At 50.8% G+C, this 11,096-nt stretch carries 16 protein-coding genes; 6 read left to right on the forward strand and 10 right to left on the reverse strand.

All coding sequences use genetic code 11. The features are described from left to right. Positions 1 to 276 precede the first annotated feature (276 nt). A complete protein-coding gene (locus tag AAIG26_RS23115; protein ID WP_343181574.1) occupies positions 277 to 831 on the forward strand; it encodes a gamma carbonic anhydrase family protein in 555 nt (184 codons plus the stop codon). Here the strand turns inward: AAIG26_RS23115 and AAIG26_RS23120 are convergent. Genes AAIG26_RS23120 through dprA form a run of 6 tightly spaced genes read right to left on the reverse strand, consistent with a single transcriptional unit; the run spans position 807 to position 4,599 of the window. Next, a complete protein-coding gene (locus AAIG26_RS23120; protein WP_343181575.1) occupies positions 807 to 1,064 on the reverse strand; it encodes a DUF1488 domain-containing protein in 258 nt (85 codons plus the stop codon). The two genes, AAIG26_RS23115 and AAIG26_RS23120, sit on opposite strands and share 25 nt — an antisense overlap. Beyond that, a complete protein-coding gene (gene aroE, locus AAIG26_RS23125; RefSeq protein ID WP_343181576.1) occupies positions 1,061 to 1,879 on the reverse strand; it encodes a shikimate dehydrogenase in 819 nt (272 codons plus the stop codon). The genes AAIG26_RS23120 and aroE overlap by 4 nt, the downstream gene beginning before the upstream one ends. 4 nt (positions 1,880 to 1,883) lie before the next feature. Next, positions 1,884 to 2,456, reverse strand: coding sequence for an L-threonylcarbamoyladenylate synthase type 1 TsaC (gene tsaC / locus AAIG26_RS23130; RefSeq protein ID WP_343181577.1), 573 nt, complete (start codon positions 2,454 to 2,456; stop codon positions 1,884 to 1,886). Further along, the gene (locus AAIG26_RS23135) at positions 2,446 to 3,003 is read right to left on the reverse strand and encodes a type I DNA topoisomerase (RefSeq protein ID WP_020455486.1); all 558 of its coding nucleotides are present in this window, start codon (positions 3,001 to 3,003) and stop codon (positions 2,446 to 2,448) included. Before AAIG26_RS23135 ends, tsaC begins: the two co-directional genes overlap by 11 nt. Before the next feature lie 26 nt (positions 3,004 to 3,029). Continuing rightward, complete coding sequence (gene smg / locus AAIG26_RS23140) at positions 3,030 to 3,503, reverse strand: DUF494 family protein Smg (protein WP_017460081.1); 474 nt, start codon at positions 3,501 to 3,503, stop codon at positions 3,030 to 3,032. Continuing rightward, positions 3,475 to 4,599, reverse strand: coding sequence for a DNA-protecting protein DprA (gene dprA, locus AAIG26_RS23145; RefSeq protein WP_343181578.1), 1,125 nt, complete (start codon positions 4,597 to 4,599; stop codon positions 3,475 to 3,477). Before dprA ends, smg begins: the two co-directional genes overlap by 29 nt. 129 nt (positions 4,600 to 4,728) lie before the next feature. Between dprA and def the strand changes: the two genes are divergently transcribed. The 5 genes from def to mscL all read left to right on the forward strand — a co-directional run bounded on the left by def (position 4,729) and on the right by mscL (position 9,498). Continuing rightward, on the forward strand, positions 4,729 to 5,238 hold the full coding sequence (gene def / locus AAIG26_RS23150) for a peptide deformylase (protein ID WP_007369833.1): 510 nt from the start codon (positions 4,729 to 4,731) through the stop codon (positions 5,236 to 5,238). A gap of 21 nt (positions 5,239 to 5,259) precedes the next feature. Next, entirely contained in the window at positions 5,260 to 6,207 is a 948-nt protein-coding gene (gene fmt / locus AAIG26_RS23155; RefSeq protein ID WP_343181580.1) for a methionyl-tRNA formyltransferase, read from the forward strand. Positions 6,208 to 6,252: 45 nt separating this feature from the next. Beyond that, the gene (rsmB, locus tag AAIG26_RS23160; RefSeq protein ID WP_343181581.1) at positions 6,253 to 7,542 is read left to right on the forward strand and encodes a 16S rRNA (cytosine(967)-C(5))-methyltransferase RsmB; all 1,290 of its coding nucleotides are present in this window, start codon (positions 6,253 to 6,255) and stop codon (positions 7,540 to 7,542) included. Positions 7,543 to 7,564: 22 nt separating this feature from the next. Beyond that, positions 7,565 to 8,941 (forward strand): Trk system potassium transporter TrkA, encoded by a 1,377-nt coding sequence (gene trkA, locus AAIG26_RS23165; protein ID WP_007369830.1) that lies wholly within the window; start codon positions 7,565 to 7,567, stop codon positions 8,939 to 8,941. Positions 8,942 to 9,084: 143 nt separating this feature from the next. Next, positions 9,085 to 9,498: a large-conductance mechanosensitive channel protein MscL gene (gene mscL / locus AAIG26_RS23170; RefSeq protein WP_045514451.1), complete on the forward strand. Its 414-nt coding sequence runs from the start codon at positions 9,085 to 9,087 to the stop codon at positions 9,496 to 9,498. On the opposite strand, the gene AAIG26_RS23175 is transcribed toward mscL, so the two are convergent. The 4 genes from AAIG26_RS23175 to rplQ all read right to left on the reverse strand — a co-directional run bounded on the left by AAIG26_RS23175 (position 9,495) and on the right by rplQ (position 11,062). Further along, positions 9,495 to 9,707, reverse strand: coding sequence for a ribosome alternative rescue factor ArfA (locus AAIG26_RS23175; RefSeq protein WP_045514453.1), 213 nt, complete (start codon positions 9,705 to 9,707; stop codon positions 9,495 to 9,497). The two genes, mscL and AAIG26_RS23175, sit on opposite strands and share 4 nt — an antisense overlap. 57 nt (positions 9,708 to 9,764) lie before the next feature. Further along, positions 9,765 to 10,196, reverse strand: coding sequence for a Zn(2+)-responsive transcriptional regulator (zntR, locus tag AAIG26_RS23180; RefSeq protein WP_343181582.1), 432 nt, complete (start codon positions 10,194 to 10,196; stop codon positions 9,765 to 9,767). 2 nt (positions 10,197 to 10,198) lie between these two features. Then, a complete protein-coding gene (locus tag AAIG26_RS23185) occupies positions 10,199 to 10,567 on the reverse strand; it encodes a DUF1992 domain-containing protein (RefSeq protein WP_343181583.1) in 369 nt (122 codons plus the stop codon). Between the two features lie 108 nt (positions 10,568 to 10,675). Continuing rightward, complete coding sequence (gene rplQ, locus AAIG26_RS23190) at positions 10,676 to 11,062, reverse strand: 50S ribosomal protein L17 (RefSeq protein ID WP_001216372.1); 387 nt, start codon at positions 11,060 to 11,062, stop codon at positions 10,676 to 10,678. Between the last annotated feature and the right edge of the window lie 34 nt (positions 11,063 to 11,096).

Below are 11,096 nucleotides of genomic sequence, written 5' to 3' on the forward strand. Positions count from 1 at the left end.
TCTTTCAGAGTCAACCCTGATTTTCAGGATTTTTTCTCTTTCGTTTTCTCGACTATCTCGTGAAGTGATTCACGTTGTCGGGTCAACGGAGGCGCATTATAGGGATCCCAATTTTTTGCACAAGTCTTTTTGCGATCTTTTTTTCTGACTGCTGTTTTTTCATTCTTTTCGCTGCGATCCCGTACGATCTGCTCAAATAATGGTACGTAAAAGGGTTGCAGAAGGCCTTTCCTGCGATCAAAGTCATTATCCCGGCCTGTTTATGATGAGGTAATTATGTCTAACGTTTTACGCCCTTATAAGGATCTGCGGCCCCAATTAGGCCAGCGGGTAATGATTGATGCCACCAGCGTGGTGATTGGTGACGTCAGAATTGCTGATGATGTGGGCATTTGGCCATTAGTCGTGATTCGTGGTGATGTGAATTATGTTGAGATTGGCGCGCGCAGCAACATTCAGGACGGTAGCGTTCTCCATGTTACGCACAAATCTTCTTATAATTCTGAAGGCGATCCGCTGCTCATTGGCGAAGATGTTACTGTTGGGCATAAGGTAATGTTGCACGGCTGCGTTATCGGCAATCGTGTACTCGTTGGCATGGGATCGATCTTACTCGACGGTGCTGTTGTTGAAGATGATGTGATGATCGGCGCAGGAAGCCTGGTTCCCCAAAATAAACGTCTGGAAAGTGGCTACCTTTATCTGGGCAGCCCGGTAAAACAGATCCGCCCCCTGACGGAAGCGGAGCTTGAAGGGTTGAAATACTCAGCCGGGAATTACGTGAAATGGAAAGATGAATATCTGGATCAAGGTAACCAGACAATCCCCTGATCATCCTCTTCTTGCTGGCGGATCAACTGTTCCGCCTCATCTTCCAGATCCCAACGATGTTCACGAAATACCGCCAGGTAGTGTTCTGGTGTTTTGCCACCAAAGCGCTTTGCTAGCGTCTCTCCTTTTACGGCGCAAGTAATTTGCATGCCATTGACCAACGCAGGAAAACAGACAGCACCAGCCGCGTCATCCCACCCTTCGCGATCCGGAAACTGAATGGCCTGATTCATTTTGCCAGTTCCTGTTTCAACAGAGTGATTACCGGTTCAACGTCCGGCAATACACCATGCCATAGCAGCACCGCATGCGCAGCCTGCCCGACCAGCATGCCTAAACCATCCGCACATTTTTTCGCACCTGAATTTTCACACCAACTCAGAAATGGCGTCGATCCTTTCTGATAGAACATGTCATAGCAATAAAGCTCGGGATGGATAAGCGCATTCGGTAACGCGGGGATCTCCCCACCAATACCACTAGAAGTCGCATTAATGATCAAATCGAATTCATGGCTCGCTAAATTATCCATAGCAACAGCATCAATGCTGCCGGTGTGTGCAAAGAGCTTAGCCAGCGTTTGCGCCTTAGAAAAAGTACGGTTGGTAACAGTCACTGCGCAATCCAGAGACAGTAAAGGAAGAATGACGCCGCGCGCTGCCCCACCCGCCCCGATAAGCAGAATGCGAAACCCTGGGCGAATAAAAAAGAGGCGTTCGAGATCGCTCAACAAGCCAATCCCATCCGTGTTATCGCCCAGTAACCGACCATCTTCAAGGCGTTTAAGCGTGTTTACCGCCCCAGCCATCGCGGCACGTTCTGTGAGTTCATTCGCGCGAGCAAATGCTTCCTCTTTAAAAGGCACGGTAACATTCGCGCCTTTTCCACCAGCGGTAAAAAAAGCATCCAGCGTCTGCACAAAGCCATCTACCGGTGCCAGAACCCGACCATAAGAATGTTCAATACCCAGTTGCCGGGCAAATTGCTGATGAATAAACGGAGATTTGCTGTGCGCAATAGGATTGCCAAAGACGGCATAGGATTCCATACAGTTACCCCTGACGGAAAAGTTCGCCGGTAAGGGCGTCACGAATTTCAGAAGGATTTTGCCGTCCTCCGGTCGGGGCATCGACAACCGGGAAGTCTGGACCAAATTGGTCGAGAACTTCCTGCGCTGTTCTGCAAGGCGGCAAGCCCGATAAATTAGCGCTCGTTGATACCAGCGGTTTTCCGTAAGCCTCACACAGCGCAATCACCGTTTGATGGTCAGTCACGCGCACGGCCAGCGAGTCAAAGCGCCCGGTTAGCCAGCGCGGCGTGTTCGGTTTCGCCGGGAAGACAAACGTTACCGGTCCGGGCCAGCAGGCAAAAATCGTCTGACGCTGTTCGTCGGTCAGCATGCTGTCATCAATATAGGGTTTGAGTTGATCAAAGCTGGCAGCGATAAGGATGAGGCCTTTATCAACCGGGCGTTGCTTTAGTTCAAGCAAGCGATAAACCGCAATCTCACTGTCCGGGTCGCAACCGACACCGAAAACAGCTTCTGTTGGATAAGCGATGACGTGTTCTTTCTTCAGGATCTCCACCGCCGCAGCGATAGGATCTGTTGGCAGGTTATTCTTCACGAGTTTGTTCCGCCGTTACCGGCTGTCCACATTGTTTACTGGCGCAGAAGCGTTTCACGCCTTGCGCGGTTTTCTTCTCGATAAGTAGCGGGTAGTGGCAAACAAGACATTCACCCGCCACCGGTTTGAAATTTATAACGAACTGGCAATCTGGGTAACGATCGCAGGAATAAAAGGTTTTACCATATCGGGAGCGGCGCTGAACAAGATGCCCGCTTCGGCACTGTGGGCAAGTGATTGCGGTATCGTCGGGCTTATCAATCAACTCGGTATGTTCGCATTCAGGATACTGGCTGCAGCCAATGAACATACCGAAGCGTCCCTGGCGCAGCACTAGCGCGGCCCCACACACAGGGCACTGCTGCCCGTCCAGAACTTTAACAATATGTCCATCCGCCTGGCTTTTCAGTGGGCGAACATAATCGCATTCCGGATATTGAGAACATCCGAGAAACGGACCGTGTTTCCCGGAACGGATAACAAGTTCAGCCCCGCATTGTGGGCAGGGCTCGTTGTTACGCACCGAAAAGAGTGCTGATTTGGCCATAACGACTCTTGAAGCTGCAAAAATGATTAGTGCAGCATACCTTCATTCGCTTCAAAGAGTAATTCTTCCATTTGCTGGTAGGCGTTTTCACACCCAGGGATATTGAAGAGCACCATCAGAATGACCCATTTCAGATCTTCCAACTCGAACTCTGCCGTATCCAGCGCCAGCACCCGTTCAATCACCATTTCTCGCGTTTCGAGGTTTAGCACCTGAATCTGCTCCAGGAATAACAAGAATCCCCGGCAACTGGCATCCAGCCTTTCACACTCTTCCGCCGTATAAATACGGACAGAAAGCGGATCAGAAGCAAGCTGCATCGGTTCGGCGAGGCCTTCCTGATAATCAGCCAGCTTTTCCAGCCACAAAAGTGCATTGTAGATGTCTTCACGATCAAATCCGGCGTCGGTAAGATCCCGTTCCAGTTTGTCCTGATCCACACGCAATTCCGCTTCGTTATGGATGTAAGTCTCAAACAAGTACATTAGTACGTCGAACATGGCTTGCCCTCCTCAATCGGACATAGCCGCCGGGTACAGCTGCGATCCATCCTGCTAACTCCAGTTCAAGCAATTGAGCTGCGATGACTGGCACAGGTTGGCCGGCACGTTCAGCGACGACGTCAACAGGTGTTACCTCATCTCCTACGTTAGCCAGGAGCTCAGGAAATGGCAATGCCACCTCTTCTTGATCTGGAGAATAAATTGCATTTTCGCCTACGTCAGACAGCCAATTCAGCCCATATTGCAAATTTTCGAGGATCTCATCAGCCGATGTTACCGGTATTGCCCCTTGTTTGATTAACCAGTGCGGCCCTTCGCTGCCCGGGCTACCAATAGGACCGGGTAATGCAAAAACATCACGGCCTTGTTCAAGCGCAATCCGCGCGGTCACCAGCGAACCACTACGCAAAGCGGCTTCTACAACCAGTACCCCACGGCTGAGCCCACTGATGATGCGGTTTCGGCGCGGAAAATTACCCGGCTTCGGCGTAGTCGCGAGGGGAAATTCGGATACCAGTGCACCACCGCTTTCAATTAATTCTGCCGCAAGAGAAGCATGCTTGCGCGGATAGAGGCTGTATAAACCGTTCCCCAGTACGCCAATGCTTTTTCCATTAACCTGTAAAGCCGCCCGGTGCGCCACGCTATCGATCCCCAACGCCATGCCACTGGTAATCGTTAGCCCAGCACGAGCAAGCACTTCACAAAAAATCCGCCCCCATCGCTCGCCATACCATGAATGTGCGCGGCTCCCAACAACGGCCAGTTGTTGTGTTGCCAGTGCCGCTGGATTGCCTTTAACAAAAATTGCACCGGGAAAATCAGGAATAGCACGCAAAGGTGCAGGATACGCCGGATCGCTGGCAATAATTAAATGATTACCAGGTTGTGCAAGCCAGTTAAGGCTCTTTTCAAGCTCACATGCAGAAAGAGAGAAAAAGCGCTGCGTTTGCGCTTCTGTAAACCCGATGAGTCGAAGTTCAGCGAAGGATGCGCTCTGGTTTTGTTCCAGCCACTGTGCTGCTTTCAGCCATTGATCGCCACATAGCGTGGTCACCTGTAACAACCGCAGCCAAATCTCCGTGCTCGTCATCCTTTATCCCCTGCCATAAGCCGCTTTAGCAATCCTTGCGATTGGTCACTGATGCTGTCAATCGCGGGGGGATTTGTCTAGAATAGAGGTAATATTCTCACCAACTCCTGAACACGACTCTGGATATTTATGGCAGTTTTGCATGTGTTACATATTCCGGACGAGCGCCTTCGCAAAGTCGCCGAGCCGGTAAAAGAAGTGAATGCGGACATTCAACGTATCGTCGATGATATGTTTGAAACGATGTACGCAGAAGAAGGTATTGGGCTGGCAGCAACGCAGGTTGATATTCACCAGCGCATCATCGTGATCGACGTTTCCGAAAATCGCGACGAGCAATTAGTGTTGATTAACCCTGAGCTGCTGGAAAAAAGCGGAGAAACAGGTATTGAAGAAGGTTGCCTGTCTATTCCGGAACAGCGTGCACTGGTACCTCGCGCCGAAAAAGTAAAAATCCGCGCGCTGGATCGTGACGGAAAAACATTCGAACTGGAAGCCGACGGTCTTCTGGCAATCTGCATTCAGCATGAGATGGATCATCTGGTAGGTAAGCTGTTTATTGATTACTTGTCGCCGATGAAACGTCAGCGCATTCGCCAGAAAGTTGAAAAACTTGATCGCATGAACGCCCGCGCATAAAACGGGCTGAAAAGGATAAACGTGTCAGATTCTCTACGTATTATTTTCGCCGGCACTCCGGACTTTGCAGCGCGTCATCTTGACGCGCTGTTGTCTTCTGAGCATCAGGTGGTGGGGGTTTTCACCCAGCCAGACCGCCCTGCTGGTCGCGGTAAAAAGCTGATGCCAAGCCCAGTCAAAGTGCTGGCGGAAGAAAAAGGCCTGCCGGTGTTTCAACCTGCATCGTTACGTGCAGAGGAAAACCAGCAATTGGTTGCCAGCCTCAACGCCGATGTGATGGTGGTGGTGGCATACGGACTGATCCTGCCCAAAGCAGTGCTGGCCATGCCGCGCCTGGGTTGCATAAATGTTCACGGTTCACTGCTGCCACGCTGGCGTGGCGCGGCGCCTATTCAGCGCTCACTATGGGCAGGTGATGCGGAAACCGGCGTCACTATCATGCAAATGGATGTGGGTCTGGATACTGGCGACATGCTGTTTAAACTCGCCTGCCCGATCACCGATGAAGACACTAGCGCCACGCTGTATGACAAGCTGGCAGAGCTCGGTCCGCAGGGATTAATTGCGACGCTGCAACAGCTTGCTCAGGGCACAGCACAACCGCAGGTGCAAGACGAAGCGCAGGTCACTTACGCAGAGAAGCTCAGCAAAGAGGAAGCGCGCCTGGACTGGTCGCTCAGCGCCGCCCAGCTTGAACGATGCATTCGCGCCTTCAACCCCTGGCCAATGAGCTGGTTTATGGTTGATGAGCAACCGGTGAAAGTCTGGAAAGCGTCGGTTATTCCGTCTAAGACAACAGAGAAACCCGGTACGATCGTGGAAGTGTCGAAAGCGGGTATTCAGGTTGCCACTGCCGATGGAATATTGAATCTTGAATCGCTGCAGCCTGCCGGTAAGAAAGCAATGAGCGCGCAGGATCTGCTGAATTCACGGCGGGAATGGTTTGTCCCTGGTAACCCTCTGGCCTGAGAGTATTTTTAGCCCGGCTTGCCGGGCGTTTTTATTTTTATCGCGATGAAAAAACAAATAAATTTACGCAGTATGGCTGCGCAGGCAGTTGAGCAGGTCATAGAACAAGGGCAATCGCTCAGCAATATCCTGCCGCCGTTGCAACAAAAAGTTTCCGACAAAGATAAAGCGCTGCTGCAAGAGCTGTGCTTTGGTGTCTTACGCGTATTGCCACAGCTCGACTGGCTCATCAATAAATTGATGTCGCGCCCAATGACGGGTAAGCAGCGCACGGTGCACTATCTGATCATGGTTGGGTTTTATCAGCTTCTGCATACGCGCATCCCTGCCCATGCGGCACTGGCAGAAACCGTAGAAGGCGCAGTGGTCATTAAGCGTCCGCAGCTTAAGGGATTGATTAATGGTGTATTACGTCAATTCCAGCGTCAACAGGAAGAATTACTGGCAGAGTTCGCCCAAAGCGAAAATCATTTTCTGTTCCCGAAGTGGCTGTTAAACCGTGTGCAAAAAGCCTATCCACACCAATGGCAACACATTGTCGAAGCCAGCAACCAGCGACCGCCGATGTGGCTGCGTGTCAATCGTCAGCACAATTCACGCGATGGCTGGTTAGCATTGCTGGAAGAGGTCGGTTTGCAAGGATCCCCGCATCCGGATTATCCCGATGCGGTACGCCTGGCGAGCCCAGCACCAGTCACCGCTCTGCCGGGTTTTGCCGAGGGTTGGGTAACGGTACAGGATGCTTCTGCTCAGGGCTGCATTGCTTTCCTTACGCCGAAAAACGGTGAGCGCATTCTCGATCTATGTGCAGCACCCGGTGGCAAAACCACGCATATACTCGAAGCCGCTCCAGAGGCCAGCGTGTTGGCGGTAGACATAGACGAGCAACGTTTGTCGCGTGTTTACGACAACCTGAAACGACTGGGCATGAAAGCGCAGGTAAAACAGGGCGATGGGCGTTTCCCGGGACAATGGTGCGGTGATGAACAATTCGATCGTATCCTGCTGGATGCGCCTTGCTCAGCGACGGGTGTTATTCGACGCCATCCAGATATCAAATGGCTGCGTCGCGATCGCGATATTCCCGAGTTAGCGCAGTTACAGTCTGAAATTCTGGATGCTATCTGGCCGCATTTGAAACCAGGCGGTACGCTGGTGTATGCAACATGCTCCATCTTGCCGGAAGAGAACAGTCAGCAGGTTGCCGCTTTTCTCAAACGCACAACTGATGCGCAACTGAGCGAAACGGGTACGCCGGAAAACCCTGGCTTGCAGAAACTGCCAGGTGCGGAAGAAGGCGATGGTTTCTTTTACGCTAAGATAATCAAACAGTGATGGGAACAACGGGTCACAACAGATGAAAATAATTATTCTGGGTGCAGGGCAGGTTGGTGGCACGCTGGCAGAAAACCTGGTCGGAGAGAATAACGATATTACCGTTGTTGATACTAATGGCGACCGTCTGCGTAGTTTGCAGGACAAATTCGATCTCCGCGTCGTACAAGGCCACGGTTCTCACCCCCGCGTGCTACGCGAAGCTGGCGCTGACGATGCCGATATGCTGGTTGCGGTGACCAGCTCGGATGAAACCAATATGGTTGCCTGCCAGGTTGCTTATTCGCTGTTTAATACGCCAAACCGTATTGCCCGCATCCGCTCGCCTGATTACGTTCGCGACGCGGATAAGCTTTTTCACTCAGAAGCCGTTCCCATCGATCATTTGATCGCGCCGGAGCAGTTGGTTATCGACAGTATTTATCGCCTCATCGAATATCCCGGCGCATTGCAGGTCGTGAATTTCGCCGAAGGAAAAGTCAGCCTGGCTGTGGTGAAAGCCTATTATGGCGGCCCGTTGGTGGGAAATGCGTTGTCAACCATGCGCGAGCATATGCCGCATATTGATACTCGCGTTGCCGCTATTTTTCGCCACGACAGACCTATTCGCCCGCAAGGCTCAACGATTGTTGAAGCAGGTGATGAAGTGTTCTTTATTGCCGCATCGCAGCATATCCGTGCCGTTATGAGTGAACTTCAGCGGCTGGAAAAACCGTATAAACGCATTATGTTGGTTGGCGGTGGTAATATCGGCGCCGGTCTGGCTCGTCAGCTGGAAAAAGACTACAGCGTGAAGTTGATCGAGCGCGATCAACAGCGTGCGGCGGAGCTGGCCGAGAAACTGCAAAATACGATCGTTTTTTATGGCGACGCCTCCGATCAAGAATTACTGGCCGAAGAACATATCGATCAGGTGGATCTCTTTATTGCTGTCACCAATGACGACGAAGCCAACATTATGTCTGCAATGCTGGCCAAACGGATGGGAGCCAAGAAAGTGATGGTGCTCATTCAGCGCCGCGCTTATGTCGATTTGGTTCAGGGCAGTGTGATTGATATTGCCATATCGCCACAACAGGCAACTATTTCCGCTCTGCTTAGCCATGTGCGTAAAGCGGATATCGTTGGCGTTTCATCGTTACGTCGCGGTGTCGCAGAGGCAATTGAAGCGGTTGCACACGGAGACGAAACGACGTCCCGCGTTGTCGGCCGTGTTATTGATGAAATTAAATTGCCGCCAGGCACAATCATCGGTGCGGTGGTACGTGGAAATGATGTCATGATTGCCAATGATAATTTGCGTATTGAGCAAGGCGACCATGTGATTATGTTTTTAACGGACAAAAAATATATCACGGACGTCGAGCGCTTATTCCAGCCGAGTCCATTCTTCCTGTAATAACCGGGCGCAATTAGATGCGCCCGCATATTATTCCCCGCTTTTATCAGGGTTTAAGAAATCATTACAATCACCCTGCCCAAATGGAAATTGATCGGTAATTTGTTAGACTTAATCCGACAGTCTGCACATGGAGAAAGGATATGAGCATTTTGAAAGAGTTCCGTGAATTTGCAATGCGCGGAAATGTGGTGGATTTGGCGGTTGGTGTCATTATCGGTGCAGCTTTCGGCAAAATTGTGTCGTCATTGGTTGCAGATATCATTATGCCGCCGCTGGGGTTATTAATTGGCGGGATTGATTTCAAATCATTTGCCTGGACGCTACGCGACGCGCAGGGCGACGTTCCGGCTGTCGTCATGCACTATGGCGTGTTTATTCAGAACATCTTTGACTTCATCATCGTCGCTTTTGCGATTTTCATTGCAATAAAGCTGATCAATAAGCTGAAACGTAAGCAAGAAGAAGAACCGAAAGCGCCACCGGCACCGAGTAAAGAGGAAGTGTTGCTGAGTGAAATTCGCGATTTGCTGAAAGAGCAAAATAATCGCAGTTAAGCAAATGCAAGAAGGCCAGTGGTAAATAAGCGATTCGCTTGCTTGCCACTGGCCTCCTGAAAGCCTTTTTTTGCATGTTTGCCTTTCCGTAAATAACTTCCTTTCCCTTTTTTGTTTTTCTCAATACGCTGGCGAAATAGCGGATCATGTAACAAAGCTTCAATAGCGTTATCGTTGATCTGCCCTTTAGTATGCTGATAGCGGCTCATAACGTCTCCAGATTGTGTATTAAAACGGCCGGAGTGTAGATCTCTCTGTGCAGAAGATCAACAGGCCGTTGTGGTCGGTTTACCGCTCGCGCCTTGTTCAAGCGCCTCAAGAATAGAACAATAAACACTGCTGTGTGCGGTACCACAACATGCATCATTCAGTTTTTGCAACGAGCGGCGCATGGACTGTAACTCGTCGATGCGGGCTTCAACCTCGCTCAGGCGAGCCTGCACAATACTTTTCGACTCCTGGCAGGTGTGGTGTTCAGGATCAATACGGATCGACAACAGTTCGCGGATGGATTCGAGGGTAAACCCTAATTGTCGGGCATGGCGAATAAATTTGAGCCGTTGCAGATCGTTATCCGTATAAAGCCGAAATCCGCCTTCGGTTCTGACCTCATGATCCATCATTTGCTGCTTTTCGTAGTAACGGATCGTATCTGGCGTGACTTCTGCGAGTTTCGCGATTTCACCAATGCGATACATGATTACTCCTCATTAATTTTTTGCTGCAGTTTGGCGGCATAATCGCCTAGCAGGAAATCGGTACTTAAGCCAGCCTGGCGCAGCTTCATTTCCAGTAACGACAAACGGCGATGTAAAAGCTGAAAATCCGGGTGATCGTGCTGCACGCTATTGAGCAGATCGATAAGCATCACGGCTTCTTTACGGTATTCGAGTTCTGGTGGCAGGCAGCCAGCATTTTTCAGCAAGCGATACCCAGCGCGCAGCTCCGCAGGGATATGAGAATCATCATCCAGCAACAACGGCTCACCGCTGCCGGGTAGATTATCAAATTCGCCTTTTTGCTGAGCATCAAGAATATGGCGTTCTGCCCACTGATCTAGTAACCACATAACGGCTCTCGACGGAATGAACAAAAAAGATACATATATTGTAGGGAAGAGGCCGAACGACTGGTATAAAAAAACCCGCCGAAGCGGGTTTCTTTACGTTACTACAGATTACTCTGCAGCAGCTTCTGCTTTCGATTCAGAGCGATCAACCAGCTCGATGTATGCCATCGGCGCGTTGTCACCAGCACGGAAACCACACTTCAGAATACGAGTGTAACCACCGGCACGGCTCGCGAAACGCGGGCCCAGTTCGTTAAACAGTTTTGCCACGATCTCGTTATCACGAGTGCGGGCGAATGCCAGACGACGATTAGCAACGCTATCCGTCTTGGCAAGAGTAATCAGCGGCTCAACTACGCGACGCAGCTCTTTCGCTTTCGGCAGGGTCGTCTTGATGATCTCATGACGAACCAGAGAGCCTGCCATGTTACGGAACATGGCCTGGCGATGGCTGCTGTTGCGGTTCAGTTGACGACCACTCTTACGATGGCGCATGACCTTATCCTTCTCAGTAAAACCTTAACCTGTG

This window comes from Kosakonia sp. PSU_27 (assembly GCF_039409795.1).
Taxonomy (GTDB): Bacteria; Pseudomonadota; Gammaproteobacteria; order Enterobacterales; family Enterobacteriaceae; genus Kosakonia.

Bases quoted from the DNA above. Each gene is read 5' to 3' on its own strand.
- AAIG26_RS23115 (WP_343181574.1), top strand. From the start codon at position 277: ATGTCTAACGTTTTACGCCCTTATAAGGATCTGCGGCCCCAATTAGGC.
- AAIG26_RS23120 (WP_343181575.1), bottom strand. From the start codon at position 1,064: ATGAATCAGGCCATTCAGTTTCCGGATCGCGAAGGGTGGGATGACGCG.
- aroE (WP_343181576.1), bottom strand. From the start codon at position 1,879: ATGGAATCCTATGCCGTCTTTGGCAATCCTATTGCGCACAGCAAATCT.
- AAIG26_RS23135 (WP_020455486.1), bottom strand. From the start codon at position 3,003: ATGGCCAAATCAGCACTCTTTTCGGTGCGTAACAACGAGCCCTGCCCA.
- smg (WP_017460081.1), bottom strand. From the start codon at position 3,503: ATGTTCGACGTACTAATGTACTTGTTTGAGACTTACATCCATAACGAA.
- dprA (WP_343181578.1), bottom strand. From the start codon at position 4,599: ATGACGAGCACGGAGATTTGGCTGCGGTTGTTACAGGTGACCACGCTA.
- def (WP_007369833.1), top strand. From the start codon at position 4,729: ATGGCAGTTTTGCATGTGTTACATATTCCGGACGAGCGCCTTCGCAAA.
- rsmB (WP_343181581.1), top strand. From the start codon at position 6,253: ATGAAAAAACAAATAAATTTACGCAGTATGGCTGCGCAGGCAGTTGAG.
- trkA (WP_007369830.1), top strand. From the start codon at position 7,565: ATGAAAATAATTATTCTGGGTGCAGGGCAGGTTGGTGGCACGCTGGCA.
- mscL (WP_045514451.1), top strand. From the start codon at position 9,085: ATGAGCATTTTGAAAGAGTTCCGTGAATTTGCAATGCGCGGAAATGTG.
- AAIG26_RS23175 (WP_045514453.1), bottom strand. From the start codon at position 9,707: ATGAGCCGCTATCAGCATACTAAAGGGCAGATCAACGATAACGCTATT.
- zntR (WP_343181582.1), bottom strand. From the start codon at position 10,196: ATGTATCGCATTGGTGAAATCGCGAAACTCGCAGAAGTCACGCCAGAT.
- AAIG26_RS23185 (WP_343181583.1), bottom strand. From the start codon at position 10,567: ATGTGGTTACTAGATCAGTGGGCAGAACGCCATATTCTTGATGCTCAG.
- rplQ (WP_001216372.1), bottom strand. From the start codon at position 11,062: ATGCGCCATCGTAAGAGTGGTCGTCAACTGAACCGCAACAGCAGCCAT.